Genomic DNA, 26,096 nt, shown 5'->3' with positions numbered 1-26,096 from the left:
AGGCTCGGGCCTCCCTTTTCCTTTCTCAATCCCGCTTGATCGTCGCCAGGACCTCCCAGAGGTCGGCTCCCGTTTCGAAGACCGCCGCATTGGCACGAAAACCGGTTTCGGCAAAGACAAGGTCCAGCACATCCTGCGCCGGATCGCCCGCGGCCGGAGAAGCGGCGCCTGCGATGGTGCGCGCGGCTCTCTCGATGCGCGCAGTTTCCGTCGCCATGCCCTCGCGGGCCGTGTTCATGATGCCGGCAATCTGCATGAGAGGCGCCCCTTTTAAACCGGTGCTTTTCTACACGACCGCCCTTTCCATACCGTGAATGCCGGAATCGCGGCCCTGTGCCGAAACCGCACAGGGCCGCCGGCCTCAGTGACCGGGATGCAGCGCGTCGTTCAGGTACATGCAGGTCAGCATGGTGAAGACATAGGCCTGGATGACCGCCATCAGCAGTTCCAGTGCGGTCAGGGCGACGGTCATACCGAAGGGCAGGATGGCGCCGATGACGCCGAGCGTGCCGAGGCTGCCCATCGAAACGACGAAGCCAGCGAAGACTTTCAGCGTGATATGGCCGGCGAGCATGACGGCGAACAGACGGACCGAATGGCTGACGGGACGCGAGAGGTAGGAGATCACCTCGATCGGCACGATGATCGGCGTCAGGATCAACGGCACGCCATCAGGCACGAACAGCCGGAAGAAGCGGGTGCCGTGCTTGAAGAGGCCGTAAAGCGTGACCGTGGAGAAGACCAGCATGGCCAGCGCGAAAGTGACGATCAGGTGGCTCGTCACCGTGAAGGCATAGGGGAACATGCCGACGAGGTTGGCGACAAGGATAAACATGAAGAGCGAAAAGACCAGCGGGAAGAAACGCATGCCCTGCTCACCCGCGTTGGCCCTGAGTGTCGTCGCGACGAATTCGTAGACCATTTCGGCGCTCGACTGCCAGCGGCCGGGCACCAGGCCGCGCCGGCGCGTGGCGAAAAGCAGGAAGCCGCTCGCGGCGGCGATGGTCAGCACCATATAGGCAGAGGAATTGGTGAAGCTGAGGTCAAGTCCGCCGACCTCGAACGGTACAAGCGGCTTGATCTCGAATTGCTCAATGGGTCCGGCCATCGGATATCCTCGGGAAGGCTTCAGGGCGCACGACAGGCGTGCGCGCCGCGACTGCGGCACGCGAAAACCGCGCGGCTGATTTCGAAAAGGGAGGGTGTGAAGGGTTCACGCGGGGCTTTCTCTCTCGATTGCGAGATGAGGGGCCGTCCCCGGAACGAACAAGGCGCAGGTCGTCCAGCGCGAGGGCTGTTTAGCCGCTCGGCCGCATCATGGCAAGGGCCGCGATCGCACCCCACTCCATTCAAAAACCATCCAGGTCCAGTCCACGCCGAGCGCACGGTTGCCCGCCTGGTGTGATTCGGCCTTGCGGCTTCGAAGCAGCGTCAGGTCGCAGCGCGCCGCGGCGTCGATCGTCTCCTCGTCCGAGAGCCGGAAGGCCGGCCTTCCCGGTGCGCCGGGCCCGTGGCGCAAGGCAAATACCAGCCGGCCGCCAGGTCGCAGCATATTGGCCAGAACCGGCAGGGCAACGGCGCGCGCAGGCGCATCGAGATGGTGCCAGACGCCGTTGAGGGTGACGAGATCGAAGAGACCGTGATCCCGCACCCTTGCAAGATGCGGCAAGTCATCGTCGAGAAAGACGATGCCGACATCGCCGTGCCGCGCCAAGCCGGCCTCGCGGAGCGGCTGTACGGGCTCGACCGCCAGAACCGTATGCCCCTGCCGGACGAACCACGCCGCATCCCGCCCCGTTCCCGCACCGATATCGGCGACACGGCCCGGCGCCCGCGGCAGCAGGTCGAGCACGGGCGCATAGAGCGCCGCCGGATCGAAGGCCTCGTAGCGCTCGATCAGCGCCGGCGTCGCCGCGGCAGCGTAGCCTTTCAGAATATCGTTCATCTGCCCTCCGGTGTTCCGCTTCACCGGAGAGCTGTTCGGCGCGGCTGTCAACCGCGTTGACGCGCGGTGCGAAAACCTCACACGCCCTCGTAGATCCGCTGGCCGGTGAGGAGTGCCGCATCCAGTGGCCCGCCCTCCGGGAAGATCGACAGCGTGTCGGGCATGTCGACGCCCTCGACCAGCCGGTGGCAGGTCTGCACAGGGCCGAGCACCGTCGTAACAGGGATGACGCCGGCCCAGATCGGCAGGGCGAAATCCTCCTCGTCGTCACCAACGCCCTTGGCACGCACCTTGGCCGCCGCCTCGTCGATCGGCATGGCGATGATCGTCGTCGCCTTGGCTTCCTGTGGCGTGATGGGGCGCAACAGCGTGCTGCGGTCCGGATAGAAGCGGTCTACGACATCGCGCATCGCCTCGATCTTCTCCTCCGGGTCCTCGACGAGCCGCGCCGTGCCGAAGCACATGGCAGAGCGATAATTGGCCGAATGGTTGAAGCCGGATCGGGCGAGTACCAGCCCGTCGAGATGGGCGACGGTGAGACAGGCGGGCGTCCCGGTCTTCAGGTGGCGCAGCATGCGGCTGGCGGAGGAACCGTGCCAGTAGAGCGTATCGCCCTTGCGCCAGAAAAGCGTCGGCGTCGCGTAGGGCTGGCCTTCGATGACATAGGCGACGTGACAGAGCATGGCCGCATCGAGAATGGCATAGACGCTTTCACGATCGTAGCTGCCGCGCTCGTGCATGCGCTTGACGCGGTTGCGCGGGGTGACGGGATAGGCGACGGTCTCGGTGCTCATGTGCAGGGCTTGCCTTTCAAAGGAGAGGCCGCCATGGTGCGCCATGGCATTGGATCGAAAAAGCACCAATTCTGATCAAAAAATCAGGACCACTTTACCAGACTGGTCCTCGCTCGTTCCTGTTCTTCCCGCAGCAGGCAGGCGGACGCCGTCGCTTTACCGCGAGCTGCGCCGGCTGATCGAGGCCGGGGACATTCCGCCCGGCAGCAAGCTGCCGCCGACGCGGGATCTCGCGCACCGCCTGAAAACCTCGCGCGGCAGCGTGGTCGCCGCCTTCGAAACGTTGATCGCCGAGGGCTTTGCCGTCGCCCGTACCGGGGCCGGCACCTTCGTTGCCGACCGGGTGCCAACCCTGAAACCCTCGGCCCCCATCGAGCGGGAAAGCAGCGCCCCGAAAATGCCGTTGCCAGGCACGCTCGGCGTCGCCATGGCCGATGCACGCACGCTGAAACAGTTCCGCGCGCTGCTCGGGCGCCATCTCGCCCGGCCGGGGCCGGAGCATTTCTATTATGGCGATCCACGTGGCGGCGAGGCGCTGCGCCAGGCGGTCGCCGCCTATCTCCGGCAAGCGCGCGGTGTGCGCTGCGAGGCACGTTCGATCATCATCACGACCGGCACGCAGCAAGGCATAGATCTCGTCATCCGCAGCGCGCTGTCGTCGGGCGACCGGGTGATGATCGAGGATCCCTGTTATCCGAGCGCCCGGGCGGCCTTTTCCGGCAACGGTCTGGTCCTCTCCGGCCTTGCCGTGGATGGCGAGGGGGCGGATATCGCGCTGGCAGCACCGGGCGCCCGCGCGATCTACGTCACGCCGTCGCACCAGTTCCCGCTCGGCGTTACCATGAGCATGCGCCGGCGGCTCGCCCTCATCGACTGGGCGCGGGAGACCGGCGGTTGGATCATCGAGGACGACTATGACAGCGAGTTCCGCTTTGCCGGGCCGCCGCTCGCCGCCATGCAGGGCATGGACGACAGCGGACGCGTGATCTATCTCGGCACCTTCTCCAAGGTGCTCTTCCCGGGCCTCCGGCTCGGCTATGCCGTCATTCCCGATCCGCTGCTGGAGACGGTCGTGGCCTTGCGCAGCCGCAGCGACCGCAGCCCGCCGACGCTGGCCGAAGCCGCCCTCACCGACCTTCTTCGCGAAGGCCATTTCGCCGCGCACCTGCGCCGCGCCCGGCGACAGGCGCAGGCGGCGCGCGATGCGCTGGTGGCGGGGCTTTCAGCGACCGGCGCGCTTTCGGTCGGCGTGCCCGACCAGGGCCTGCACCTCGTCGCCGGTCTGCCGGCTGGACTTGCCGATACGGAGGCTGTGGAGATTGCCGCGCGCGCAGGGTTGGGTGCCCGGGCACTCTCGGCCATGGCCGTCACCAATCCGCCACGGCAGGGCCTTGTCATCGGCTTTTCCGGCTTTGCCCCCGAAACCCTTGATGCCGCTGCCGCGCGTTTTGCAGCAGCAATATCCGCGATCTGACGCCCTATCCGAAGCCGCGTCAGGCGACCCGGCGCGTTGCGACGGGGGCAATCGTCGCCACCCAGGCCCGTGCGATGGCAAGGCCCGTCGCGTCGGCGCTCGGGCCGTTCTCATCGGCCAGCGCGGCGCGCTTTTCGAGCCAGCCGGGCTGGAGCGTTTCGATGAGCTGCGGGAAGGTGTCGACCCAACCGTCCACCACGGTGCGGCTCGCCTCGAAATGAAACTGCGTGCCGTAGGTGGCGCGGCCGATACGGAAAGCCTGGTTCTCGGCAGCACCATTGGTGGCGAGGCGCACGGCATTGTCCGGCAGGGTGAACGTATCGCTGTGCCACTGGAAGATCGGAAACGCACCAGCCGCCGCCGATAGAACCGGATCACCGGCACCGTCCTTCGTCAGCGCGACCGTACACCAGCCGAATTCCGGCGTCGCACCGATCAGGTTTTCCGCACCATAGGCCCGGGCGAGAAGCTGGCTGCCGAGGCAGACGCCGAGCACGGACTTGTCCGCATCGCCGAAGCGCCGCATCAGCGCGGCGAGCGCAGGGAGATAAGCGTGGCGATCGTCGTCGCGTGCGTTCTGCGGACCGCCCATCACGACGATGGCATCGTGGGCCGCATCATCCGCCGGAATGGCATCGCCCGCATGGGGGCGGCAGAGGTCTAGTTCGGCACCCGCCTCTTCCAGCGCGACGCCGATCTGCCCGAGCAGCGTTACCTTGTCGTTCTCAACCACCAGAACCCGCATGCCAAACTCCTGCTTCCCGATTCTCGCGCGAGACAAACACGAGCCTCCGCTTCATTCAAGGGCATTGAAGAGCCGAAACAGAAAGAACCCGGCTCCTACGAGCCGGGCAAGTCGGGGAGGATCGGCAGAAGGAAGGGATCAGTGGCAGACGCGGATCTTCTTGATGATGACGTTGCCGTAGTAGTCGTAGGACTTCACCTTCTTGATGAAGCAGGACGGCTCGTAGCCGTAGCTGTAGTAACCGGCCTGGGAAGGCGCCGCAAAAGAGATGGCGGCAACGAGGGCGACGGTGGCGGAAACGATGATCTTGCGCATGGGGGTCTCTCCTGATCTCTGGTAAGGATGAGCCTCTCTCATCCGGTGATCAGAAGGTCGCACATCGCCCCGCCGCCCGCTGTTCCGCGGGAAACAGGCGTCACGGATAGATGACGCCCTTGCGCAGGATGACGTTGGCGTAGAGCCGCGGCTCGCTGGTCTGCACCAATGTATGGGCAGCGCGCACACGGCCGTAGAAGTCGGCACCGACCAGCGGCACCACCGCGCGATCCGGCTCGTGGCCGGCGCAGCAGTCGATGATTTCGCGGTGCACGGGCTCCAGCGTGTCGCGGTCCTGGCGGAAGGTGGAGCGGAAGATGGCCTCCTCGACGAAATCATCGATCGGCATCACCGAGAGCACGGCATTCAGCACGGGAATGAGCGGCACGCCGTCGAGGCGGATGAGACGACGGGCGTGCTCGACGCCCGGATAGTTGCCGTCGACGATCGCAATCTCGTCGCCGTGGCCCATGGCACGCAGCGTGGCGAGCAGCTCCGGGCTCAGGATGGGATCAAGACCTTTCAGCATTCAGGCAAGCTCCTTGAAGAGGACGTTGTGGTCCGGCAGATAGCGGGAGAAGAGCGGCAGGCTCGCCCCGCCGATCGAGCGCGCGGCACTGCCGACCGCACCCTCGACGATCTCCGGCAGGGTGACGCCCTGGAGATCGAGGCGGGCGACGGCGGCCTGCGTCGCCGCGACCACGCGTTCGCGCACCCAGGCGGGAAAACCGCCGTCGATGATGACGGCAGAGAAGTCGATGACGGAGGCGGAGGCGACGACGGCCTGCGCAAGCGCGGCCGCCATGTCCTCGATCCAGATTGCAAGCGGCGCGCCGAAATCGATCCAGCCATCCGTCGAATACCACAGCGGCTTCGGATCGATGCCGTGCTCGCGCAACAGGTTTTCCAGACGATAGACCGAAGCGATCTTCAGGAGCTGCACCGTCTCGCCGTTGCGACCCTGCACGGGAAGGGGGCCGATGGCGCCCGCCGTGCCGGTGCGGCCGGTGAACAGCGCCGAGTTCAGCACCACACCGCCGCCGATGAAGGAGCCGATGAAGAGATAGAGGAAATCCGGATATTGCGGGCCGAGGCCGAAGACGAGCTCGGCGGCGCATGCGCTCGTCGCATCGTTCTGGAGCACCACAGGATGGGACACGCGGCTGGCGATCTCCGCCTCGAGGTCGACACCGCGCCACTGATCCATGTCGGCCTGCGGCGCCCCGACTTCGCTCGCCCAGCTCCAGAGTTCGAACGGCGCGGCGACACCGAAACCGGCAATGCGGGCGCGTTCTTCCGGCGTGATGGCGGCTTCGAGTTCCGCAAGGCCCTCCTCGACGAAGGCGAGCAGCGGACCGGGCATGGGATAGGGATAAGTCCGCCGCACCTGCCGGCGGATGCCGCCGACGAAATCCATCATGACGAGATCGGCGCTGCGGCGACCGATCTTCAGGCCGAAGGAATAGACGGCATCGGGATTGAGCCGCATCGGCACGGAAGGCTGGCCGACCTTGCCGCGCATCGGCTCGCCGCGCATCAGGAGCCCCTCGGCCTCCAGCGCGCGCATGATGACGGTGACGGTCTGGGCGGAAAGGCCGCTGCGCCGGGCGATCTCGGCCTTGGACAGGCTGCCGTGCCGCCGCACCAGCGACATGACCAGGCGTTCGTTATAGGCCCGGACGCGCACCTGGTTTGCACCGCCGCTCGGATCGAGGATTTCGGCCGGCACGGCATGTGCCGTCGCGTCCTTTCTGATCATCGTCTCCTCCCGTTCCGGACCAGGCGTCGCGCACCCTTTCCGGTCCTCTTATCGGCTGGCGTTCCGCTCTTCCACCGGAAACGCACAGCGGGGCTTTTCGCCCGATCTTTCCTGCAGCATGCCACAACGAATTAATAATTCAATTCGATTTATTTATTGACAGCCATTTCTTTTGGTGTTCTCTTGAGGACGGAAGCGAGGATCGGCCGGCAGAAGACCTGCCCGCCCACCCTGCGACCGGATCGCCCCAGGAGAGGGGCGCATCCCGTTTCGTCCTTGGGAGGATACCATGAAGAAAACCATCATTTCCGCCGCTCTCGGCGCGCTTGCACTCGGCGTCGCCTTCTCCTCGCCGGCAGCCGCCGAAACCACGGCCTGCCTGATCACCAAGACCGACACCAATCCCTTCTTCGTCAAGATGAAGGAAGGCGCGGAAGCCAAGGCCAAGGAACTCGGCGTGACGCTGAAGGCCTATGCCGGCAAGATCGACGGCGACTCGGAAAGCCAGGTTGCGGCCATCGAGACCTGCATTGCCGACGGCGCAAAGGGCATCCTGATCGCGGCCTCGGACACGAAGGGCATCGTTCCCTCCGTGCAGAAGGCGCGTGAGGCAGGCCTGCTCGTCATCGCGCTCGACACGCCGCTCGAGCCGCTCGACAGCGCCGACATGACGTTTGCCACCGACAACCTGCTCGCCGGCGAACTGATCGGAAAATGGGCTGCCGCCACGCTCGGCGACGCCGCAAAGGACGCAAAGATCGCCTTCCTGAATCTCACGCCGTCGCAGCCTTCGGTCGATGTGCTGCGCAACCAGGGCTTCATGAAGGGCTTCGGCATCGACGTGAAGGACATTTCCAAGATCGGCGACGAGGACGATGCCCGCATCGTCGGCCATGACGTGACCAACGGCAACGAGGAAGGCGGCCGCACCGCCATGGAAAACCTTCTCCAGAAGGATCCGTCCATCAATGTCGTGCACACGATCAACGAACCGGCCGCTGCCGGCGCCTATGAAGCGCTGAAGGCCGTCGGCAAGGAGAAGGACGTGCTGATCGTTTCCGTCGACGGCGGTTGCCCGGGCGTGCAGAACGTCGCAGACGGCGTCATCGGCGCGACCTCGCAGCAGTACCCGCTGATGATGGCCGCCCTCGGCATCGAGGCCATCAAAAAGTTTGCCGACACCGGCGAAAAGCCGAAGGCGACCGAAGGCAAGGACTTCTTCGACACGGGCGTGACGCTCGTCACCGACAAGCCGGCAGCAGGCGTCGAATCCATCGACACCAAGGCCGGCAAGGACAAGTGCTGGGGCTAAGGCCCCCGCCGGCCCGGCTTGACCGGGCCGGCTTTCCGCTACGGACGCGGTCTGGGTCGCGGGAAATACCGACCCTGCTTTGACAACAGCAACAAGACATGGGCACCTTTCTTCCCGGGCGACGGCACGAGCCGGTTCACCTTGGGGAGGAGACCGCCCGCAGATGGCGGCAGGTGCGCGAAGCGCGCCCTGCCGATGCGTCCACGCACCATTTCATCCGGCACGCCGCGACGGTCGGCACCGGAAGGGGAGGAAAATCATGAGTGAGACATCGACGGCCTCACAGCCTTCGCAGGAATTTGAGAAGGTGCTATCCGGCAGCGCGACGCAGGTCGCCTCCTTCGATACGCACGACAAGACACCCATCCAGAAATTCCAGCATTTCCTGCACGGCAGCCCCTCCGCGGTGCCGCTGATCGTGCTCGTGATCTCGGTCGCGGTGTTCGGCGCGGTGCTCGGCGGCAAGTTCTTCTCCGCCTTCACGATGACGCTGATCCTTCAACAGGTGGCGATCGTCGGCATCGTCGGCGCGGCGCAGACGCTGGTGATCCTCACCGCCGGCATTGATCTTTCGGTCGGCGCGATCATGGTGCTCTCCTCCGTCGTGATGGGCCAGTTCACCTTCCGCTACGGCCTGCCGCCCTCGCTTGCCGTGCTCTGCGGCCTCGCCTGCGGTGCCCTCTGCGGTTACATCAACGGCCTGCTGGTCGCCCGCATGAAGCTGCCGCCTTTCATTGTCACGCTCGGCATGTGGCAGATCATCCTCGCCTCGAATTTCCTCTATTCGGCCAACGAAACGATCCGCTCGCAGGATATTTCCTCGCAGGCGCCGCTCCTCCAGTTCTTCGGCAACAACATCAAGCTCGGCAGTGCCGTCTTCACCTACGGCGTCATCGCCATGGTGCTACTGGTGGCGCTGCTCTGGTACGTCTTGAACCACACCGCCTGGGGCCGCCATGTCTACGCGGTCGGCGACGACCCCGACGCGGCGGAGCTCGCCGGCGTCAATGTCAAGCGCATGCTGGTCTCGGTCTATACGCTGTCCGGCCTCATCTGCGCGCTGGCTGGCTGGGCCCTCATCGGCCGCATCGGCTCGGTCTCTCCGACCGCCGGCCAATTCGCCAACATCGAATCGATCACGGCCGTTGTTATCGGCGGCCTCTCGCTCTTCGGCGGACGCGGCTCGATCCTCGGCATGATCTTCGGGGCGCTCATCGTCGGCGTCTTCTCGCTCGGCCTTCGCCTCATCGGCACGGACCCGCAATGGACCTATCTCCTGATCGGCGTCCTCATCATCTCGGCTGTCGCAATCGACCAGTGGATCAGAAAGGTAGCAGGCTGATGGCACTCGAACCCATTCTCACCGCCCGCGGTCTCGTCAAGCGCTACGGCCGCGTCACCGCCCTCGACCATGCCGATTTCGATCTCTATCCCGGCGAGATCCTTGCGGTGATCGGCGACAACGGCGCCGGCAAGTCCTCGATGATCAAGGCGATCTCCGGCGCCGTCACGCCGGACGAGGGCGAAATCCGCCTCGAAGGCAAACCGGTGCATTTCCGCTCGCCGATCGAGGCCCGCGGCGCCGGCATCGAAACGGTCTACCAGAACCTCGCGCTTTCCCCGGCCCTCTCGATCGCCGACAACATGTTCCTCGGCCGCGAGATCCGCAAACCGGGCGTCATGGGCCAGTGGTTCCGCAAGCTTGACCGCACGGCGATGGAGAAGTTCGCCCGCGACAAGCTCTCGGAACTCGGGCTGATGACCATCCAAAACATCAACCAGGCGGTGGAGACGCTTTCGGGCGGCCAGCGCCAGGGCGTTGCGGTGGCGCGCGCTGCCGCCTTCGGCTCGAAGGTCATCATCCTCGACGAGCCGACGGCGGCGCTCGGCGTCAAGGAAAGCCGGCGCGTGCTGGAACTCATCCTGGACGTCCGCCGTCGTGGCATTCCGATCGTGCTGATCTCGCACAACATGCCGCATGTCTTCGAGGTGGCGGACCGCATCCACATCCACCGGCTCGGCCGGCGGCTCACGGTCATCAACCCGAAGGACTACACCATGTCCGACGCCGTCGCCTTCATGACCGGCGCCAAGCTGCCTGCGGAGGCCATCGCGGCATGACTACGGTCGAAACGATCGTGGACGACCTTCTGCGGCGCGCTGAAAACGCGCGCCGCTTCCTGCTCGGCATTGCCGGTCCGCCGGGTGCCGGAAAGTCGACGCTGGTCGAAGCCGTCAGGGAGCGGCTTCTCGCCCGCGGCGAAACGGCAGAGATCCTGCCGATGGACGGCTTTCATATGGACAATGGCATTCTTTCCGAACGCGGCCTCCTGCCGCGCAAGGGGGCGCCCGAAACCTTCGACGCCCGCGGCTTCATCGATATCGTCACAGCCCTGAAAAGAGCCGGGGACGAGGTGCTCGTGCCGGTCTTCGATCGCACGCGCGAGATCGCCATCAACGCCGCCCGGGCCATTCCGGCCGAAACGCGCTTCGTGCTCGCCGAGGGCAACTATCTGCTGCTGACCGAAACGCCCTGGGATCGGCTGGAAGAAAAATTCGACTTCACCATCTTCGTCGGGCCGCCCTATGCGGTGCTGGAGGAGCGGTTGCGCCGGCGCTGGCTCGGCTACGACCTGCCGGAAGACGAAATCCAGCGCAAGCTCTACGGCAACGACCTGCCGAACGGAAAGCGCATCCTTGAAAATTCCCGCCCGGCGGACCTCACCATCGACATCTTCTGAAACGATTGTCGTTCCGCGCCACGGATGCTATCGCAGCCGCCAGAGAAATCCCGGCAGGAATGCAAGAGCGTTTCGCATCCGGGATCGCTGCAAAGCCAAGGGCGGGAGCTACGCCGATGACCACAGAACTCACCATCCGCCGGCCGGACGACTGGCATCTGCACCTGCGCGACGGCGCCATGCTCGAAGGCGTGATCGGCGACACCAGCCGCCATTTCGCCCGCGCGATCATCATGCCGAACCTCGTGCCGCCGGTCGTCACCACCGCGGATGCGAGCGCCTATCGCGACCGCATCCTCGCCGCCCTTCCGAAGGGCGACCGGTTCGAACCGCTGATGACGCTCTACCTCACCGAGCACACCGACCCCGACGACGTCGAAGCCGGCTACAGGAGCGGCCTGATCCGCGCCGTCAAACTCTACCCCGCCGGCGCAACGACCAATTCGCATGGCGGCGTGCGCGACATGGACAAGGCCATGCCCGTCCTGGAGCGCATGGCGAAGATCGGTCTGACGCTCTGCGTGCACGGCGAGGTGACGACGCCCGAAGTCGACATCTTCGACCGCGAGGCCGTGTTCATCGAGACCGTGCTTGATCCGCTGCGCACGCGCCTGCCGGAACTGCGTGTCACCATGGAGCATGTGACGACGAAGAACGGCGTTGACTATATCAAGGCCGCGAAGGCAAACCTTGCCGGCTCGATCACCACGCACCACCTGATCATCAACCGCAACGCCATCCTCGTTGGCGGCATCAAGCCGCACTACTACTGCCTGCCCGTCGCAAAACGCGAGGAGCACCGGCTGGCGCTGCGCAAGGCCGCGACGTCGGGCGACAAGCGCTTCTTCCTCGGCACCGATTCGGCGCCGCATGTCGACCCGCTGAAGGAGTGCGCCTGCGGCTGTGCCGGCATCTACACCTCGATCAACACGATGAGCTGCCTTGCCCACGTCTTCGAGGAGGACGGCGCGCTCCCCATGCTCGAAGCCTTCGCCTCGCTGAACGGTCCCGCCTGGTATGGCCTGCCGGTCAACGAGGAGACGATCCGCCTCGTCAAGCGTGCGGAGCCGGTGGCTTTCCCGGCAAAGATCGAAACGGGCGCCGGGCCTGTAACGGTGTTCGACCCGATGTTCCCGCTGCACTGGGACGTCGCCTGAACGGTTCAAAAGGTCGAAGCGGTTCTGCTGGCCGGAACCGCGCCGGCCAAAAAGATCAGATGAAGGGGCGGGCCTGCTTGTTCAGTCCCTCCCAGCCGGCCAGCGCCAGAAGACCGTCGCCGTCAAGGATTTCGCAGCCCTTGTCCTGCCAGCGCATCAGCTTGCGGTCGGCGAGCTTGCGCAACGTCTTGTTGGTGTGAACGAGCGAGAGCCCGAGCGTATCGGCGACATGCTGCTGGGTGATCGGAATGACCCGCCGCCCGCCGTTGACGCCGGCAGAATGGGCGCGCTGGTGGATGAAGGAGAGCAGATAGGCCGTGCGCTCAAGCGCCGAGCGGCGGCCGATGCTGAGCAAATGCTCGTCGAGGATGCGCTCCTCATGCGCCGCGATCCAGGTGAGATCATAGGCGAGTGACGCGTGACGCTCGAACAGCCGCTCCAGCTTGGAGCGCTCGAAGACGCAGAGCGTCACCGGCGTGAGCGCCTCGACGGAATGATCCATCTCGCCCATCAGGCTTCCCTGCAGGCCGATGAGATCGCCGGGCAGGAGATAGTTCATGATCTGCCGGCGTCCGTCCGGCAAAAGCTTGTAGCGGAAGGCCCAGCCTGAAAGCACGGTGAAGAGATGGGCGCTGTGCATGCCCTCGACGAGGATCGTGGCGCCGCGCTCGCTGGAAAGCTCGCCGCTCTTGAATTGCGAGACGAAGTCCAGCTCCTTTGCCGAAAAGTCCCGGAAGGTCGAAAGACCGCGCAGGGGACATTGCTGACAGGGCGTGCGCCATCTGGATTGCTGATTGACCGCCGTACCACCCGCCATCACGCCTCCGCCGCGTTTGATCCTGCCCAAACCCATAGGCTGGCCCGGAAAACGTGGCACATGCGCCGTTGTTCCATCACACGGGTGCTATGTCTTTTTTAAATGACACTCCCGGGGGGCAAGCCCAAAGTCCGCCTCCCGAACCGCCCCCTCCGGCGGTTTCACATGGACGAGGAGTGCGGCGCCATGAACCATTCACTTCCGCACATCTTGATCGCCGAACGCGAATTCCTGATTGCGCTCGACGCGGAATATCTGATCAAGGCGGCATTGAACTGCCGGACCACCCTTCTGCGGCCGGAACAGCTCGACCAGTGGGATACGACGGCGCTGGCCGATGTCGACCTCTGCCTGCTCGACATACCGCTGGATGCCACGCTGATCACGGAGCGTATCGAACGGCTCGTTGCCAAGGGCGTTCCGCTGCTCTTCACGACCGTCGGTGACATCCATCGCGATGGCGTCGAGGGTTTTGAGGTCATTCCCGTCGTCATGAAGCCGCATGACGCCGAAACGCTGGTCGTCAATGTCAGGAAACGGCTGCGGCCGAGGCCGCAACCATCACAGGAGACGGATCAGAACTGACGGCCAAGTTTGGCATCGACCGAATGGGCGTTGGCCCCGCGGATCACGAAATAGAACATGATCAGCGTCCAGAGGATCGATTTTTCCGCGCCCATCAGGCCCTCGGCCTGCACGATGCCGTGGAAGTAGACGGTGACGGCGAGCACGATCATTGCCGCGAAGGCGGCAGGACGTGTGAACAGGCCGATCGCGATCAGGATTCCGCCGAAGAATTCGGTCGCGGCGAGCAGCGGCGACCAGAAGGCGCCGGGATAAAAGCCGAGGCTTTCCACCATGCCGCTGGCACCGAAGGGATTGAGGATCTTTCCATAGCCGTGCGTCACGAGAAGCACGCCGGCGGCAACGCGCAGGATCGTTTCCGCGCTTTCGCCGAGCGCGGCATAGATGCTGCCGAGCGAGGGAATGATAAGGCGGGAGCGGGTGGTGGCAAGCTCTGTCATAGGGTCTCCGGTTGATCTGTTGCGGTGCACCACGTCTCCTCCAGGAATCCGGCTGCGACAAGATGTCCGCCAACAAAACATGATAAATTGAGTTGACAATTCTGTGAGGGGACCGCGAGTGGGCGCGTGCCAAGAGGACGCCGCTGCTATATGCTTTTCGCATCGATCAGGAGGTGACCATGACCGGGGAAAAGCCGCGCGTTTCCATTCTCTACTGTACCCAGTGCAACTGGCTGCTGCGCGCCGGCTGGATGGCGCAGGAGCTGCTTTCGACCTTTTCCGATGGACTCGGCGAGGTGGCGCTCATTCCCGGCACCGGCGGCAATTTCGAGATCCGCGTCGGCGAGGCCCTGGTCTGGGAGCGCAAGCGCGATGGCGGCTTTCCCGGGCCGAAGGAGCTGAAACAGCGCGTGCGCGACATTATCGAGCCGGGCCGTGACCTTGGCCACACGGACCGTGCCACGAACAGCGGTCAGGGCTGAAACGGAAACGGCGGGCCGAAGCCCGCCGTCCGTGTGACGATCCCCGCCGTGCTCAGCGATAAGGCGAGTAGCACAGACGGTAGACACCGCCGCCGGCATGGTAACGGTTGGTATAGGGGTCGTAGGTGCGATAGCGATTGGCGCACCAGTTCACATGCGCCCGGCGCCCGCCATAGTAGCGCGGCCGCTCGTAGCGTGGTCGTTCATAGCGCGGCCGATAGTAACGGCGCTCGTAACCGCCGTAATAGGGCTCATAGTGGCGGCGATAGTAACGGCGGTCGCAGCCGTCGCCATAGCAGAATTCCACCTGTGCCTTGGTGACGTCGCTTTTCGTCTCCACCTTCATGTCCGGCACGGCAAGCGGAACGGCCTGCGCCGCCCCGATAGGCGCGATCGCGGAGGCAATCCCCATCGCGCAACCGAAAACAAGATTTCGAATCTTCGACATGTGATCCTCACTGTTCTGGCGGGATTTTTCCCTGACACGTCCCTGCTTTGCATTACGTTCACGCATTTTGTTTTATTCATGTCGCGTCCACCGCAGGATCGGACCGCAAGAAGACATGAGGTGACTGCATGAGCCTGAAATTCGGAACCAGCGGCCTGCGCGGCCTTTCCGTGGATCTCGAAGGGCCGGCCACAGCACTGTATGCTACCGCCTTCGCCCGCCACCTTCTGGCCGCCGGAATCGCCCGGCAGGGCGACGAGATTCTGGTCGGGCGCGATTTCCGCGCCTCCAGCCCCGCCATCTCGGCCATCGCCATCGCCGCCCTCCGCAAGGCCGGCTTCTCCCCGCGCGACTGCGGCACGCTACCGACGCCAGCGCTCGCCCTGCTCGGCCTTGCCCGCAAGGCGGCCTGCCTGATGGTGACGGGCTCCCACATTCCCGCCGACCGCAACGGCATCAAGTTCTACCGGCCGGACGGCGAGATCGACAAGGCAGACGAGGCCGCCATCACCGCGGCCGCCGAAACGATTCGCGCCGAGGGGCTCACCTTCGACGCCGCAAGGGAGACCGCCGACGATCTTCATGAGGCCGCGATGGCCCTCTATACCGCACGCAGCCGCACGCTGCTGCCCGAGCAGGCGCTTGCCGGCCTTCGCATCGGGGTCTACCAGCATTCGACGGTCGCACGCGATCTCTTCGTTTCGGTGCTTGCCCATTATGGCGCGGACGTCGTCGCGCTCGGCCGGTCGGAGAGCTTCATTCCCGTCGACACGGAGGCGGTTTCCGCCGAGACGATCGGCCTCCTGCAAGGCTGGGCGGGGGAGCACGGGCTCGCCGCCATCATTTCCGCAGATGGCGATGGGGACCGGCCGCTTGTCACCGACGAGACCGGAACGCCGCTGCGCGGCGACCTCGTCGGCCTCATCGCCTGTCGCTTCCTCGGCGCGACTGCCGTTGCGACACCGGTCACCTCCAATTCTGGAATCGAGGCCGCAGTTTCCGGCACGGTGCTGCGCACCCGGGTCGGCTCGCCCTTCGTGATCGCCGCCATGAACGAGGCGGTCCTGGCCGGGAAAGCCGCTGTCGCCGGCTTCGAGGCCAATGGCGGCACGCTGACGGCAACGCCCTTTGCCGTGAACGGCCACATGCTCAGTGCGCTGCCCACCCGCGACAGCCTGATGCCGGTTCTCGCCGTGCTCGCCCTCGCGGCAGGGCAAAGCCGGCCGCTCTCCGAAATCGCCGCCGGCTTTGCCCTGCCGGCCGCGGCCAGCGACCGGCTGGAAAACATGCCGGTGGAGGCCAGCGCCGCCCTGATGGCGGAACTGCGCGCGGGCGCCGGCCCGCTTGCTGCCTTCCTCGCGCCGATCGGCGTGCCGGCAGCGGTAAGCGACATCGACGGGCTGCGCGTCACTTTGGAGGACGGCAGCGTCATCCACTTCCGCCCCTCCGGCAACGCGCCGGAAATGCGCTGCTATGTCGAAGCGGAGAGCGAAGCCGCCGCCGCACGGCTGCTTGCAGCCGGGCTGGAACGGATCCGCGCCTGGGTCACGAACCACTGAGCATTTCGCCTGTCCGGACGTTCTCCACGAAACCGTCGAGGCCATTTGTGGAAAAGACAATTTTTGCCAAGCTGTTGCGAAAACTTCAAAAAGCCTGTTGACACCAGCGAGCGGTCCTTCTACATGCCTCTCCGTCGCCCAGATGGCGGAATTGGTAGACGCGCCAGCTTCAGGTGCTGGTACTCGAAAGGGTGTGGAGGTTCGAGTCCTCTTCTGGGCACCAAATTCCCATTCCGGATTTTCCGGAACATGCAAAAAAGCCCGGCTCTGCCGGGCTTTTTTGTTGCTCGCACCCGGCGCCGTTTCGCTTCCTTTCCGGCAAAACAGAATCTTCCGGTTGCGCCCTTGCGTCATGCGCGCGATAGGCACATAAGCCTGCAAAATAATCATCTGCCTTTTTAAGATCAGGATCATCGTGGCCCCGCCTCAACACGATGCCCAAAAACCGGGCAACCTGTCCAAATTTCGGCTGTTCGCACCGATTCTTGCCGGCGCCACCCTCAAGGAGCGCCTGATCGGTTGCGTTGGAGCCCTGGTCGGCATCTGCCTCACCGGCCTCGTCTGCGGCTTCGTGATGGGCCAGGACCCGCATCTGCCCCTGATCGTCGCGCCCATCGGCGCCTCCGCGGTTCTGCTCTTCGCCGTGCCTGCCAGCCCCCTCGCCCAACCCTGGTCGATCGTCGGCGGCAACACGATTTCCGCCTTTGTCGGCGTCACCGTAACCACACTGGTCAGGGATCCGGCCATCGCCATCGGCCTTGCCGTGGCATTGGCGATCCTCGCCATGTCGCTGACCCGCTCGCTGCACCCGCCGGGCGGAGCGGCCGCGCTGACCGCCGTTATCGGCGGGGCGGCGGTCAGCCGGTCGGGCTTCTGGTTTCCGCTCGTGCCGATCGCGATCAACTCTTTGATCCTCGTAGCCCTCGGCATGATCTTCCACCGGCTGGCCGGGCGGCAATATCCACACCGCCAGACGATTGCGCCCGTCAACACGCACAAGACCGCCGATCCGCCCGCCGCCTTCCGCGTCGGCTTCAACAGCGAGGATATCGATACGGCGATCGCCAACCTCAACGAGACGCTGGATGTCAGCCGTGCCGACATCGACACGCTGCTGCGTCAGGTCGAGCTGCAGGCCTTGTTGCGCCAGCGCGGCGAGTTGAGCGCCGCCGACATCATGTCGCGCGATGTGGTGACGGTGACCCGTGATGCCACGGCCGACGAGGCCCGCAGCCTCCTGCTCGACCACGACATCCGCACGCTGCCCGTGCTCGACGCCGACCGGCAGCTTCTCGGCACCGTGGGGCTGCGGGAACTGGCCGCCATGGCGCCGGACGCCCATCTGCCCATTTCCGAGGCGGCGACCGCCCGCCCGTCCGATCCGGCCATCGGCCTGCTGCCGCGGCTGACGGACGGCTCCATCCATGCCGTCGTCGTCGTGGACGACGAGCGCCATGTGGTGGGTATCATTTCCCAGACAGATCTTCTAGCCACACTCGCGAAAAGCCTCTCCCAGACCGGTCCCACGGGCCTGATGGGCGGCCACGGGCAGGGCATCTGACCATGCCCGGACGATGTCAATCGGGCCTGCCGGCACCAGACCGGCGGCCCTTCCAAGAAATGTGAGACCGAGACGAAAGGAGTGTCGCCATGGCGACCGTCGACGAAAAGCTTGAACCGATCCTTGCCCAGGTACTGCAGCGCAATCCTGCCGAACCGGAATTCCACCAGGCTGTGCGCGAGGTCCTGGAAAGCCTCGGGCTCGTCGTCTCCAAACATCCCGGCTACCTGACGGACGCGCTGATCGAGCGCATCTGCGAGCCGGAGCGCCAGATCATCTTCCGCGTACCGTGGGTCGACGACAAGGGTCAGGTACAGATCAACCGCGGCTTCCGCGTGCAGTTCAATTCGGCGCTGGGACCCTACAAGGGAGGCCTGCGCTTCCATCCCTCCGTCAATCTCGGCATCATCAAGTTCCTCGGCTTCGAGCAGATCTTCAAGAACGCGCTGACGGGCCTGCCCATCGGTGGCGGCAAGGGCGGCTCGGACTTCGACCCGAAGGGCCGCTCTGACGGCGAGATCATGCGCTTCTGCCAGTCCTTCATGACGGAACTCTACCGCCATCTCGGCGAGCACACCGACGTGCCGGCAGGCGATATCGGCGTCAGCGGCCGCGAGATCGGCTGGATGTTCGGCCAGTACAAGCGCCTGACCAACCGCTTCGAGGCCGGCGTCTTCACCGGCAAGGGCCTGAGCTACGGCGGCTCGCTGGTGCGCAAGGAGGCGACCGGTTACGGCGCGGTCTATTTCACCCGCGCCATGCTCTCCACCAAGGGTACCGATTTCGAAGGCAAGCGGGTCACCGTCTCGGGCTCGGGCAATGTGGCGATCTACGCCATGGAGCAGGCCATCAAGTACGGCGCCAAGGTCGTGGCCTGCTCGGACAGCAGCGGCTACATTCTCGACGAGGAAGGCATCGACCTCGCACTGGTCAAGGAAATCAAGGAAGTGCGCCGCGAACGCCTGTCGGAATATGCCCGCGCCAAGACGACCGGCGTGCATTTCATCCCGGCCGGCAAGGGTTCGATCTGGGACGTGCCCTGCGACGTGGCGTTGCCCTGCGCCACGCAGAACGAGCTGTCCGGCAAGGACGCCAAGACGCTGATCAAGAACGGCGTCATCGCCGTCGCCGAGGGCGCCAACATGCCCTCGACGCCGGAAGCCGTGCGGGCCTTCCAGGAATCGGGCGTGCTCTTCGGCCCCGGCAAGGCGGCCAATGCGGGTGGTGTTGCCACCTCGGCACTGGAAATGCAGCAGAATGCCAGCCGTGACAGCTGGAGCTTCGAGACGGCCCGCGAGCGCCTCGGCCAGATCATGCAGGGCATCCACGACCGCTGCGCCGAAACGGCGGAAGAATATGGCGCCAAGGGCAACTATGTGCTCGGCGCCAACATTGCCGGCTTCACGCGCGTCGCCGAAGCCATGCGCGCGCAGGGCGTGATCTGATCGCCTCTCGCTGAATCTCAGGCAGCCGACGGCCCCGGACCCTGTCCGGGGCCGTTTTCGTTGGCGGGCGTGAAGGCCCGGTCGGCAAGGCCGCCGGCGATGACCCGGAAGGGCGATCGGGCCGCCTCTGCCGGTGCCTCTGGCGCGAGGCCACCGGCTGCCGGCTGGAACAGCACCTTTTCCAGGACGATCCAGTCGCGCCGGCCTTCCGGCCGGTCGAAGGTCATCGCCTGGCCTTCGCGCAGGCCAAGCAGGGCAAGGCCATAGAAGGTCGTGATCGGCAGGAAGGCGCTGCCCGGCGCGTAGGTGCCCGGCAGACACAGCGTTCGGGTATCGGTGAGCCCGCTTTCGCAGCGGAACGTCACCCGTGCATCGATCATCGCGAGATCGGCGGGGATGCACCCGCCGGCAGGCAGGCACCCGCTTGCCAGCTTGCGGTTCAACAGCACCAGCCATTCCTCCGTCAGCGGCGGCCAGTCGCGCAGCATCTTTTCCAGCACATATCCATCTCTTGCCGTGAGCATAGCGGGATTCCGTCCCATAACCATTCTCCATCCTGCCTGCGCGAGCGCGCGGCTTGAAAACCCGTGGTGGAGAAGCCCCCTGGCCGCAGCCGCGGCACAGGGGGTCACGATCCTGCGACGAGGCAGCCTCCGATGCGCCCGGACTGGAGGAAGGACAGGAATTTCAAGGCAGAATATCCTCAGGAGGCCTCGGCCGCATCCGGCACCGCGACATGCACGGCGATGATGCTGAGGCGCCGCACCTTTCCGTCGCGTGCCGCCCATTCGATCGACTGGCCGGCCGAAAGGCCGAGCAAAGCAGCACCGACCGGCGTCAGCACGGAAATGCGATGGCGGGAAATATCGGCGTCCTTCGGAAAGACCAGCTCGGCGGTCTGCGGCGGTTCATCGTCGATACGGAACTCGGCAACCGAGCCCATGCGAATGATGCCGGGCGCCATGCGGGCGTCATCGACGACTTTAGCGCGGTCGAGCTCGGCGGCAAGCTGTTCGGCCGCATGCGGGTCGCGCTCGGCCAGCATGTCGGCAAGGTTCGACAGGCGCGCATGTTCGGAGCGGGCAATGGTGATGGCAGGCGGGCGGATGGCCTTGGTCTTGGCGGTCATGGAAACCTCGCGGCACGGGTCTTCGCGGCCCGGCGGGCACGCGGAAAATCGAAGATCTAGGGGGAATGTCGCGCTTTCCGGTGCGGTTTTCGTGCAGAAACGAAACCGCTATTGCCCCACGGCCGGGGCGCGACGCGACCAAGCCGAGGGGCTAGTGTCCTGCGAGAGGAAACAACCGTTTCAAGAACCGGGCGATGGATTGCGTCGTGGTCATGCCACCATGATGGCTTGAGGGCGCGGAGAAAGTCAAGCCGGGCCACGACGGCGCGGCCGAACGCCGCCCCTGCGACGGTCTGCCGGTTTGACAGAAGTCAGGTTCGGGCGGAGAACGCACCATCCCCACAAGCCGGAGCCACGTCATGATCGAGGACCTTTTCGCCAGGAACAAAGTCTGGTCCGCCGAGCGCAAGGCTGAGAAGGCCGACTATTTCGACCGCCTCGCCAACCTTCAGCAGCCGGACTATCTGTGGATCGGCTGTTCCGACAGCCGCGTGCCGGCCAATGTGATCGCCGGGCTGGAACCGGGCGAGGTCTTCGTGCACCGCAACGTCGCCAACCTCATCCATCCGGCCGACCTCAACATGCTCTCCGTGGTCGAATATGCCGTGCACCAGCTTGGGGTGAAGCACATCATCATCTGCGGGCACTATGGCTGTGGCGGCATCCGCGCTGCCGTCAGCGGCGAGCGTTTCGGCCTGATCGACCATTGGCTTCAACCGATCCGCGATGTGGCGGACCGGCGTTTCGAATGCCGGGAATGTGCGCCCTGGAGCGATGCCGACCTCGACCGGCTCTGCGAGGCCTCGGTCGCTGCGCAGGTGGAGCGGCTGGCCCGCACGCCCACCCTCCAGACGGCCTGGCAGGCCGGCCGTGCGGTTTCCATCCACGGCTGGGTCTACGGCTTGAAGGACGGGCTGCTTTCTGATCTCAAATGTACGATTGGCAGTGGCCAGGGAGGCAAAACCCATGCCGGTGGAGACCAAACGCATCTATGACGACCCCGAACCCACGGACGGGACACGCATCCTCGTCGACCGGCTCTGGCCGCGCGGCCTTTCCAAGGAAAAGGCCGGTTTCGACCTCTGGATGAAGGATGCGGCGCCCTCCACGGCGCTGCGCAAATGGTTCGATCACAAGCCGGAGCGCTGGCCGGAATTCCAGGCGCGCTACCGGGAGGAACTGCAGGGCAACCCGGCGCTGGAGGATCTGCGCGAGCGCGTTGCGGCTGGCACGGTCACGCTGCTTTACGGCTCGCGCAACCGTGAATTCAACCATGCGGCCGTGCTTGCCGACATTTTGCAGAACGGGATCTAAGGTTCCGCACCGCCCGGCAATGACTGCAAAATTGTTGCTGGCTGACTGCAAGAGAATTCATTTGTCAGAGACCGGTGGGCCGGCCATTTTCTTCTCGTAACACGAGGAGCAGGCATCGATGCCCGAGCGAACGGCGATCGAAGTTCAACCGGAAACCATTGCCGCGGCGCATGGGGTGGCAAGCGATACCGCCTTCGGCGCGGTGGCACCGCCGCTCTACCTTTCCACTACCTACGAGTTTGCGGATTTCGACACCCCGCGCGCCTATGACTACGGCCGCGTCGGCAATCCGACGCGCGATCTGCTGGCGGATGCGATCAGCAAGCTGGAGGGCGGAGCCGGCGCGGTGATGGCGCCGAGCGGCATGGCCGCCGTCGATCTTCTCGTCGGGCGACTTCCCTCCGGCAGCCTGGTCCTTGCGCCGCACGACTGCTACGGCGGCACGATGCGCCTGCTCAAGGCGCGCGCCACGCTCGGCCACCTCTCGCTGCGGCTGGTCGACCAGTCGGATCTCAACGCCTTCAAGGTGTCGCTCTGGGACCATCCGGCGCTGGTGCTGATCGAGAGCCCGAGCAACCCGCTGATGCGGGTGGTGGATATCGCCGCCCTCTCCGCGCTGGCGAAGGCCGCCGGTGCGCGCGTCGCCGTCGACAACACCTTCCTCTCGCCCGCCCTGCAAAAACCGCTGTCGCTCGGCGCCGACTATGTGCTGCATTCGACGACGAAGTTCCTCAACGGTCATTCGGACGTCATTGCCGGGACGGTGATCGCCGCCGATGCGGAGGATGCCCGCGCCCTGAAGCACTGGGCCAACGTAACCGGCGCGACGGCCGCGCCCTTCGATTCCTGGCTGACGCTGCGCGGGCTCCGGACCCTCTTTGCCCGCATGGCCGGGCAGGAGCGCAACGCCATGGCGATCGCCGAGCGGCTTTGCGCGCATCCTGCCGTTTCTCGGGTGCACTATCCGGGCCTTGCCGACCATCCCGACCATGCACTCGCCGCCCGCCAGCAGCAGGGGTTCGGCGCGATGATGAGCTTTGAGCTTGCCGGCGGCGCCCCGGCGGTACGGGCCTTCGTGAAGAGGGTGCGCTGCTTCACCTTTGCCGAATCGCTCGGCGGCGTCGAAAGCCTCGTCGCCCACCCCGCCACCATGACCCATGTCGATATGGGCGTGGAGGCGCGCGGCAAGGCGGGCATCGGCGACGGGCTGCTCAGGCTTTCCGTCGGGCTCGAACATGTCGATGACCTGCTCACAGGACTCGAGGCCGGCCTTTCAGGTTGCTGACGCGTTTTCATTCGCAATCGCCCGCGCACACTCTACACTGTCGAAAGGGAGGGCACGATGGAGGCCGATGACGACATTCCCGCGACTTTCGCCTCGCCGGCCTGCTTCATGCACGAAGTCGACCCGACCTATGTGGGCCTGCCCGGCCCGCTCGACCGGCAGGCCTGGATGGACGTCAATCGCTGGCGCCGAAACGAACGCGAACGCCTGATCGCCGAGCGCCTCGCCGTGCCGGCCGAGCGGCGCGCGCAACAGGGCGAAGCCATCGCTGAAGGCATTCTCGCCGAGATCGGCGATGTCGGGGGACGCATCGTCAGCGCCTACTGGCCCTTCCGCGGCGAGCCGGACCTGCGGCCGCTGCTTGCCGAGGTCGCAAGACGCGGCGGGCGCACGGCGCTGCCCGTCGTCGTCGAGAAGGCGAGGCCGCTGGAATTCCATCTCTGGCAGGCGGGCGATCCGCTTTCCCGTGGCGTCTGGAACATCCCGATACCGGCCGAGCAGAACCGCGTCCTGCCCGATATCGTGCTTTCGCCCGTCGTCGGCTACGATGCCGCCTGCTACCGGCTCGGCTATGGTGGCGGCTTCTTCGACCGGACACTGGCGGCCATGCCGGCACGGCCGCGCGTCATCGGTCTCGGCTACAGCGCGGCACGACTTCCAACGATCTATCCGCAGCTGCACGACATTCCGATGGACCTGATCGTGACGGAAACCGGCATCGTGCGCCCCGCGCCTCAGGCGGGCGTTTCCACCGTGCGTGCATTGACATAAAGCGCCCGGCCGGCAAACCAGCCGTTGACCGCCGCGCCGAGGCCGAGCAGCACGAAGAGCACGGCACTCCAGGCAAAGCTGCCGGTCCAGCTGCGGATGAGGCCGACGACCAGTGGGCCGATGGCGGCAAGCAGATAGCCGACGCATTGCGCCATGCCGGACAGATGCGCCGCCACATGCGGATCGCGCGTGCGCAACACGATGACGGTGAGCGCCACCGCGATCAGCCCGCCCTGCCCGATGCCCTGCAGCACCGCCCAGACCCAGACCGTGGACAGCGGCGCGAAAAGCAGGCCGAGAAGGGCGACGACGGCGAAGCCGCAAAGCACGACGTTGATCAGCCGCTGATCCTTGCCGCGCACGGCGATATGTGGCGCGACGAGGCAGGACGCGGCCTGCACCATGACGGAGACGGACACGATGGCCCCGGCGGTGACGCCATCGAGCCCGCGCTCGCGCAGGATCGGCACCAGCCAGCCGAACACACAATAGGCGAGCGCCGATTGCAGCCCCATGAAGAGGGTGACCTGCCAGGCGAGCCTGTCGCGCCACAGCCCCTCGACCCGGATGCCCGAGCGTTTGACTTGCGAGCGCGTCGCCAGCACCTGCGGCAGCCACAGGAAGCCGACGATGAGCGCCGGCAGCGCCCAGACCGCAAGTGCCCCGTCGAGCGAACCGCCCAGCGCGTGCTCGATCGGCAAGGTCAGGCCGGCAGCGCTCGCCGCGCCGGCGCAGAGCGCCATCGTGTACCAGCCGGTCATCAGCGCCGCCTTGTCGGGAAAATCGCGCTTGACGAGGCCCGGCAGCAGCACGTTGCCGACTGCGATGCAGGCACCGGCAAGCGCCGTGCCGAGGAAGAGCAGCGGAATCGAGGAGAGGCCGCGCAGCGCCGTGCCGAGCGCCAGCAGGAAGACGACGAGGAGCAGCGTGCGCTCCGTGCCGATGCGCTGGGCAAGGCGCGGCGCCAGCGGCGAGAACAGGCCGAGGCAGACGACCGGCAGCGTCGTCAGGAGGCTGGCACCCGTGGCCGAAAGGCCGAGCGTGTCACGGATTTCCGGCAACAGCGCCGAAGCGCTGGAAAAGACCGGCCGCAGGTTGAAGGCGATGAGCACGAGGCTGGCGCCGAGCAGGAAGCGCGTGACGGCGGCCTTCGGACGCTGCGGCTCGGGCGTCGGCACGCTGTCGGCTTCGGCATCGATCAGGTCGATCGAGCCGGGATCGTTCTTGGCAAGATAGGTCATGACATCAGCAACCGGTCGAGGGCAGAAAGGACGGGTGCCATGAAGCGGCGGACGGCGGCATCGGCAGCGTCCGGACTGCCGCTCTCGATGGCATCGACGATGGCGACATGCGCGGCCATGTCGGGTTCCGGCAACTCCTGGCCGAGGGTCGCATCGATGGTTTCAGCAATCAGCGCCGAGAAGAAATCGTACATGCCGATCAGCACCACGTTCTGCGAGGCGGCGACCACAGCCTGATGGAAGGCGAAATCGCGCGCAATGAAACCGGCCTTGTCACCACTGCCGTAGTCGCCGCGGGCGGCCAGCAGGGTCCGAAGTCCCGCAATGACGGCCGGCGTGTGGCGCAGCGCCGCAAGCCGCGCGGCCTCCGCATCCAGCGCCAGCCGCGCCTCGAACTGGTCGCGTAGCCCCGCGCGCCGGGCCATACCGAGCGGGCGCACGCTATCGGCCGTCGAGAGCACATAAGTTCCCGAGCCCTGCCGGGTTTCGAGATACCCCTGCGAGACGAGCACGCGCACGGCCTCGCGCACCGTGCCGCGGCTGACGGAGAGCATGGCCGAGAGTGCCGCTTCGTTCGGCAGCTTCTCGCCCACCGTCCAGCGATGCTCCAGGATTTCGGTACGGATCGCCTCGACGGCGGTGTCGGCGAGATTGGTCTTGCTGAGGGCACGCATGGATTCAATCACAAAGTCATCAGATGACTTTGTGATTATCTCTCTTTCCTCGGGCCGTCAAAGGGAATCGGCCAGCCCATCTATGAGCCGGCCGATGATGCGT

General features: G+C 65.5%; 30 protein-coding genes and 1 tRNA gene. 16 read left to right on the top strand and 15 right to left on the bottom strand.

Annotation, left to right across the window (positions count from 1 at the left end; translation table 11 throughout):
* Nucleotides 1-25: 25 nt before the first annotated feature.
* The 4 genes from P9A16_RS11935 to P9A16_RS11920 form a co-directional block, all read right to left on the bottom strand.
* On the bottom strand, nt 26-256 hold the full coding sequence (locus P9A16_RS11935; protein ID WP_023514916.1) for a hypothetical protein: 231 nt from the start codon (nt 254-256) through the stop codon (nt 26-28).
* A 105-nt stretch (nt 257-361) separates the two neighbouring features.
* Complete coding sequence (locus P9A16_RS11930; RefSeq protein ID WP_023514915.1) at nt 362-1,108, bottom strand: F0F1 ATP synthase subunit A; 747 nt, start codon at nt 1,106-1,108, stop codon at nt 362-364.
* A gap of 207 nt (nt 1,109-1,315) precedes the next feature.
* Nucleotides 1,316-1,945: a class I SAM-dependent methyltransferase gene (locus P9A16_RS11925; protein ID WP_023514914.1), complete on the bottom strand. Its 630-nt coding sequence runs from the start codon at nt 1,943-1,945 to the stop codon at nt 1,316-1,318.
* Between the two features lie 77 nt (nt 1,946-2,022).
* Nucleotides 2,023-2,739, bottom strand: coding sequence for a pyridoxamine 5'-phosphate oxidase family protein (locus P9A16_RS11920; protein WP_023514913.1), 717 nt, complete (start codon nt 2,737-2,739; stop codon nt 2,023-2,025).
* 43 nt (nt 2,740-2,782) lie between these two features.
* Here P9A16_RS11920 and pdxR point away from each other — a divergent pair, with 43 nt between their 5' ends.
* Nucleotides 2,783-4,213 (top strand): MocR-like pyridoxine biosynthesis transcription factor PdxR, encoded by a 1,431-nt coding sequence (gene pdxR, locus P9A16_RS11915; RefSeq protein WP_278025706.1) that lies wholly within the window; start codon nt 2,783-2,785, stop codon nt 4,211-4,213.
* Between the two features lie 19 nt (nt 4,214-4,232).
* Here the strand turns inward: pdxR and P9A16_RS11910 are convergent, their stop codons facing one another.
* From P9A16_RS11910 to P9A16_RS11895, 4 genes are all read right to left on the bottom strand, one after another.
* The gene (locus tag P9A16_RS11910) at nt 4,233-4,958 is read right to left on the bottom strand and encodes a type 1 glutamine amidotransferase (protein WP_023514911.1); all 726 of its coding nucleotides are present in this window, start codon (nt 4,956-4,958) and stop codon (nt 4,233-4,235) included.
* A gap of 138 nt (nt 4,959-5,096) precedes the next feature.
* Nucleotides 5,097-5,273: a hypothetical protein gene (locus tag P9A16_RS11905; protein ID WP_023514910.1), complete on the bottom strand. Its 177-nt coding sequence runs from the start codon at nt 5,271-5,273 to the stop codon at nt 5,097-5,099.
* A 100-nt stretch (nt 5,274-5,373) separates the two neighbouring features.
* Nucleotides 5,374-5,802, bottom strand: a complete 429-nt coding sequence (locus tag P9A16_RS11900; RefSeq protein ID WP_023514909.1) for an RbsD/FucU family protein — start codon at nt 5,800-5,802, stop codon at nt 5,374-5,376.
* Entirely contained in the window at nt 5,803-7,032 is a 1,230-nt protein-coding gene (locus P9A16_RS11895) for an ROK family transcriptional regulator (RefSeq protein WP_023514908.1), read from the bottom strand. It lies immediately after the preceding gene.
* A gap of 289 nt (nt 7,033-7,321) precedes the next feature.
* Between P9A16_RS11895 and P9A16_RS11890 the strand changes: the two genes are divergently transcribed.
* The 5 genes from P9A16_RS11890 (at nt 7,322) to pyrC (ending at nt 12,242) form a co-directional block, all read left to right on the top strand.
* Nucleotides 7,322-8,344 carry a sugar ABC transporter substrate-binding protein gene (locus P9A16_RS11890; protein WP_023514907.1) on the top strand — a complete coding sequence of 341 codons (1,023 nt, stop codon included), beginning with the start codon at nt 7,322-7,324 and terminating at the stop codon, nt 8,342-8,344.
* A gap of 259 nt (nt 8,345-8,603) precedes the next feature.
* Entirely contained in the window at nt 8,604-9,686 is a 1,083-nt protein-coding gene (locus P9A16_RS11885) for an ABC transporter permease (RefSeq protein WP_023512746.1), read from the top strand.
* Nucleotides 9,686-10,465 (top strand): ATP-binding cassette domain-containing protein, encoded by a 780-nt coding sequence (locus P9A16_RS11880; protein WP_023512747.1) that lies wholly within the window; start codon nt 9,686-9,688, stop codon nt 10,463-10,465. The genes P9A16_RS11885 and P9A16_RS11880 overlap by 1 nt, the downstream gene beginning before the upstream one ends.
* Nucleotides 10,462-11,085, top strand: a complete 624-nt coding sequence (locus tag P9A16_RS11875; protein WP_023512748.1) for a nucleoside triphosphate hydrolase — start codon at nt 10,462-10,464, stop codon at nt 11,083-11,085. Before P9A16_RS11880 ends, P9A16_RS11875 begins: the two co-directional genes overlap by 4 nt.
* 116 nt (nt 11,086-11,201) lie before the next feature.
* On the top strand, nt 11,202-12,242 hold the full coding sequence (gene pyrC / locus P9A16_RS11870) for a dihydroorotase (protein WP_023512749.1): 1,041 nt from the start codon (nt 11,202-11,204) through the stop codon (nt 12,240-12,242).
* Nucleotides 12,243-12,297: 55 nt separating this feature from the next.
* Here pyrC and P9A16_RS11865 read toward each other — a convergent pair whose 3' ends face one another.
* Nucleotides 12,298-13,059 (bottom strand): Crp/Fnr family transcriptional regulator, encoded by a 762-nt coding sequence (locus P9A16_RS11865; protein ID WP_023512750.1) that lies wholly within the window; start codon nt 13,057-13,059, stop codon nt 12,298-12,300.
* A 186-nt stretch (nt 13,060-13,245) separates the two neighbouring features.
* Between P9A16_RS11865 and P9A16_RS11860 the strand changes: the two genes are divergently transcribed.
* Nucleotides 13,246-13,644 carry a hypothetical protein gene (locus P9A16_RS11860; RefSeq protein WP_024270056.1) on the top strand — a complete coding sequence of 133 codons (399 nt, stop codon included), beginning with the start codon at nt 13,246-13,248 and terminating at the stop codon, nt 13,642-13,644.
* Here the strand turns inward: P9A16_RS11860 and P9A16_RS11855 are convergent.
* Complete coding sequence (locus P9A16_RS11855) at nt 13,635-14,084, bottom strand: DoxX family protein (protein ID WP_024270055.1); 450 nt, start codon at nt 14,082-14,084, stop codon at nt 13,635-13,637. The two genes, P9A16_RS11860 and P9A16_RS11855, sit on opposite strands and share 10 nt — an antisense overlap.
* Nucleotides 14,085-14,263: 179 nt before the next feature.
* On the opposite strand from P9A16_RS11855, the gene P9A16_RS11850 reads away from it, so the two are divergent.
* Nucleotides 14,264-14,566 (top strand): SelT/SelW/SelH family protein, encoded by a 303-nt coding sequence (locus P9A16_RS11850; RefSeq protein ID WP_023513981.1) that lies wholly within the window; start codon nt 14,264-14,266, stop codon nt 14,564-14,566.
* 52 nt (nt 14,567-14,618) lie between these two features.
* Here the strand turns inward: P9A16_RS11850 and P9A16_RS11845 are convergent, their stop codons facing one another.
* Entirely contained in the window at nt 14,619-15,014 is a 396-nt protein-coding gene (locus P9A16_RS11845) for a BA14K family protein (protein WP_023513980.1), read from the bottom strand.
* A gap of 128 nt (nt 15,015-15,142) precedes the next feature.
* Between P9A16_RS11845 and P9A16_RS11840 the strand changes: the two genes are divergently transcribed.
* From P9A16_RS11840 to gdhA, 4 genes are all read left to right on the top strand, one after another.
* On the top strand, nt 15,143-16,573 hold the full coding sequence (locus P9A16_RS11840; RefSeq protein ID WP_023513979.1) for a phosphomannomutase NoeK: 1,431 nt from the start codon (nt 15,143-15,145) through the stop codon (nt 16,571-16,573).
* Nucleotides 16,574-16,709: 136 nt separating this feature from the next.
* Nucleotides 16,710-16,796, top strand: a tRNA-Leu gene (locus P9A16_RS11835).
* Nucleotides 16,797-16,982: 186 nt separating this feature from the next.
* Nucleotides 16,983-18,134, top strand: a complete 1,152-nt coding sequence (locus P9A16_RS11830) for an HPP family protein (RefSeq protein ID WP_081870497.1) — start codon at nt 16,983-16,985, stop codon at nt 18,132-18,134.
* Nucleotides 18,135-18,223: 89 nt separating this feature from the next.
* Nucleotides 18,224-19,579 carry an NADP-specific glutamate dehydrogenase gene (gene gdhA / locus P9A16_RS11825; protein WP_023514799.1) on the top strand — a complete coding sequence of 452 codons (1,356 nt, stop codon included), beginning with the start codon at nt 18,224-18,226 and terminating at the stop codon, nt 19,577-19,579.
* Nucleotides 19,580-19,596: 17 nt separating this feature from the next.
* Here gdhA and P9A16_RS11820 read toward each other — a convergent pair whose 3' ends face one another.
* Nucleotides 19,597-20,103: a hypothetical protein gene (locus P9A16_RS11820; RefSeq protein ID WP_130517947.1), complete on the bottom strand. Its 507-nt coding sequence runs from the start codon at nt 20,101-20,103 to the stop codon at nt 19,597-19,599.
* A 179-nt stretch (nt 20,104-20,282) separates the two neighbouring features.
* Nucleotides 20,283-20,708, bottom strand: a complete 426-nt coding sequence (gene rnk / locus P9A16_RS11815) for a nucleoside diphosphate kinase regulator (RefSeq protein ID WP_023513088.1) — start codon at nt 20,706-20,708, stop codon at nt 20,283-20,285.
* 359 nt (nt 20,709-21,067) lie between these two features.
* On the opposite strand from rnk, the gene P9A16_RS11810 reads away from it, so the two are divergent.
* From P9A16_RS11810 to P9A16_RS11795, 4 genes are all read left to right on the top strand, one after another.
* A complete protein-coding gene (locus P9A16_RS11810; protein ID WP_023513087.1) occupies nt 21,068-21,703 on the top strand; it encodes a carbonic anhydrase in 636 nt (211 codons plus the stop codon).
* The gene (locus tag P9A16_RS11805; protein WP_023513086.1) at nt 21,675-22,022 is read left to right on the top strand and encodes a DUF488 domain-containing protein; all 348 of its coding nucleotides are present in this window, start codon (nt 21,675-21,677) and stop codon (nt 22,020-22,022) included. Before P9A16_RS11810 ends, P9A16_RS11805 begins: the two co-directional genes overlap by 29 nt.
* A gap of 118 nt (nt 22,023-22,140) precedes the next feature.
* The gene (gene metB / locus P9A16_RS11800) at nt 22,141-23,307 is read left to right on the top strand and encodes a cystathionine gamma-synthase (RefSeq protein ID WP_023513085.1); all 1,167 of its coding nucleotides are present in this window, start codon (nt 22,141-22,143) and stop codon (nt 23,305-23,307) included.
* A 57-nt stretch (nt 23,308-23,364) separates the two neighbouring features.
* Nucleotides 23,365-24,078: a 5-formyltetrahydrofolate cyclo-ligase gene (locus P9A16_RS11795; protein ID WP_023513084.1), complete on the top strand. Its 714-nt coding sequence runs from the start codon at nt 23,365-23,367 to the stop codon at nt 24,076-24,078.
* On the opposite strand, the gene P9A16_RS11790 is transcribed toward P9A16_RS11795, so the two are convergent.
* Nucleotides 24,042-25,319, bottom strand: coding sequence for a CynX/NimT family MFS transporter (locus P9A16_RS11790; protein ID WP_023513083.1), 1,278 nt, complete (start codon nt 25,317-25,319; stop codon nt 24,042-24,044). The two genes, P9A16_RS11795 and P9A16_RS11790, sit on opposite strands and share 37 nt — an antisense overlap.
* Entirely contained in the window at nt 25,316-25,993 is a 678-nt protein-coding gene (locus tag P9A16_RS11785; RefSeq protein WP_023513082.1) for a FadR/GntR family transcriptional regulator, read from the bottom strand. The genes P9A16_RS11790 and P9A16_RS11785 overlap by 4 nt, the downstream gene beginning before the upstream one ends.
* Between the last annotated feature and the right edge of the window lie 103 nt (nt 25,994-26,096).

The sequence above is a fragment of the Shinella sp. 838 genome (genome assembly GCF_029623935.1).
In the GTDB taxonomy this organism is placed as follows: Bacteria; Pseudomonadota; Alphaproteobacteria; order Rhizobiales; family Rhizobiaceae; genus Shinella.
Note: the sequence above shows the minus strand (reverse complement) of the source record. Positions and strands in the feature narration are given on the sequence as shown.

What these genes read in the sequence shown, in the direction of transcription:
- pyrC (WP_023512749.1), top strand. Translation starts at nt 11,202, where the DNA reads ATGACCACAGAACTCACCATCCGCCGGCCGGACGACTGGCATCTGCAC.
- P9A16_RS11925 (WP_023514914.1), bottom strand. Translation starts at nt 1,945, where the DNA reads ATGAACGATATTCTGAAAGGCTACGCTGCCGCGGCGACGCCGGCGCTG.
- P9A16_RS11860 (WP_024270056.1), top strand. Translation starts at nt 13,246, where the DNA reads ATGAACCATTCACTTCCGCACATCTTGATCGCCGAACGCGAATTCCTG.
- P9A16_RS11880 (WP_023512747.1), top strand. Translation starts at nt 9,686, where the DNA reads ATGGCACTCGAACCCATTCTCACCGCCCGCGGTCTCGTCAAGCGCTAC.
- P9A16_RS11885 (WP_023512746.1), top strand. Translation starts at nt 8,604, where the DNA reads ATGAGTGAGACATCGACGGCCTCACAGCCTTCGCAGGAATTTGAGAAG.
- P9A16_RS11790 (WP_023513083.1), bottom strand. Translation starts at nt 25,319, where the DNA reads ATGACCTATCTTGCCAAGAACGATCCCGGCTCGATCGACCTGATCGAT.
- P9A16_RS11795 (WP_023513084.1), top strand. Translation starts at nt 23,365, where the DNA reads ATGGAGGCCGATGACGACATTCCCGCGACTTTCGCCTCGCCGGCCTGC.
- P9A16_RS11805 (WP_023513086.1), top strand. Translation starts at nt 21,675, where the DNA reads ATGCCGGTGGAGACCAAACGCATCTATGACGACCCCGAACCCACGGAC.
- P9A16_RS11840 (WP_023513979.1), top strand. Translation starts at nt 15,143, where the DNA reads ATGAGCCTGAAATTCGGAACCAGCGGCCTGCGCGGCCTTTCCGTGGAT.
- P9A16_RS11895 (WP_023514908.1), bottom strand. Translation starts at nt 7,032, where the DNA reads ATGATCAGAAAGGACGCGACGGCACATGCCGTGCCGGCCGAAATCCTC.
- metB (WP_023513085.1), top strand. Translation starts at nt 22,141, where the DNA reads ATGCCCGAGCGAACGGCGATCGAAGTTCAACCGGAAACCATTGCCGCG.
- P9A16_RS11810 (WP_023513087.1), top strand. Translation starts at nt 21,068, where the DNA reads ATGATCGAGGACCTTTTCGCCAGGAACAAAGTCTGGTCCGCCGAGCGC.
- P9A16_RS11905 (WP_023514910.1), bottom strand. Translation starts at nt 5,273, where the DNA reads ATGCGCAAGATCATCGTTTCCGCCACCGTCGCCCTCGTTGCCGCCATC.
- P9A16_RS11935 (WP_023514916.1), bottom strand. Translation starts at nt 256, where the DNA reads ATGCAGATTGCCGGCATCATGAACACGGCCCGCGAGGGCATGGCGACG.
- P9A16_RS11920 (WP_023514913.1), bottom strand. Translation starts at nt 2,739, where the DNA reads ATGAGCACCGAGACCGTCGCCTATCCCGTCACCCCGCGCAACCGCGTC.
- P9A16_RS11855 (WP_024270055.1), bottom strand. Translation starts at nt 14,084, where the DNA reads ATGACAGAGCTTGCCACCACCCGCTCCCGCCTTATCATTCCCTCGCTC.
- pdxR (WP_278025706.1), top strand. Translation starts at nt 2,783, where the DNA reads ATGGCATTGGATCGAAAAAGCACCAATTCTGATCAAAAAATCAGGACC.
- P9A16_RS11890 (WP_023514907.1), top strand. Translation starts at nt 7,322, where the DNA reads ATGAAGAAAACCATCATTTCCGCCGCTCTCGGCGCGCTTGCACTCGGC.
- gdhA (WP_023514799.1), top strand. Translation starts at nt 18,224, where the DNA reads ATGGCGACCGTCGACGAAAAGCTTGAACCGATCCTTGCCCAGGTACTG.
- P9A16_RS11900 (WP_023514909.1), bottom strand. Translation starts at nt 5,802, where the DNA reads ATGCTGAAAGGTCTTGATCCCATCCTGAGCCCGGAGCTGCTCGCCACG.
- rnk (WP_023513088.1), bottom strand. Translation starts at nt 20,708, where the DNA reads ATGACCGCCAAGACCAAGGCCATCCGCCCGCCTGCCATCACCATTGCC.
- P9A16_RS11820 (WP_130517947.1), bottom strand. Translation starts at nt 20,103, where the DNA reads ATGCTCACGGCAAGAGATGGATATGTGCTGGAAAAGATGCTGCGCGAC.
- P9A16_RS11865 (WP_023512750.1), bottom strand. Translation starts at nt 13,059, where the DNA reads ATGGCGGGTGGTACGGCGGTCAATCAGCAATCCAGATGGCGCACGCCC.
- P9A16_RS11910 (WP_023514911.1), bottom strand. Translation starts at nt 4,958, where the DNA reads ATGCGGGTTCTGGTGGTTGAGAACGACAAGGTAACGCTGCTCGGGCAG.
- P9A16_RS11845 (WP_023513980.1), bottom strand. Translation starts at nt 15,014, where the DNA reads ATGTCGAAGATTCGAAATCTTGTTTTCGGTTGCGCGATGGGGATTGCC.
- P9A16_RS11875 (WP_023512748.1), top strand. Translation starts at nt 10,462, where the DNA reads ATGACTACGGTCGAAACGATCGTGGACGACCTTCTGCGGCGCGCTGAA.
- P9A16_RS11850 (WP_023513981.1), top strand. Translation starts at nt 14,264, where the DNA reads ATGACCGGGGAAAAGCCGCGCGTTTCCATTCTCTACTGTACCCAGTGC.
- P9A16_RS11930 (WP_023514915.1), bottom strand. Translation starts at nt 1,108, where the DNA reads ATGGCCGGACCCATTGAGCAATTCGAGATCAAGCCGCTTGTACCGTTC.
- P9A16_RS11785 (WP_023513082.1), bottom strand. Translation starts at nt 25,993, where the DNA reads ATGCGTGCCCTCAGCAAGACCAATCTCGCCGACACCGCCGTCGAGGCG.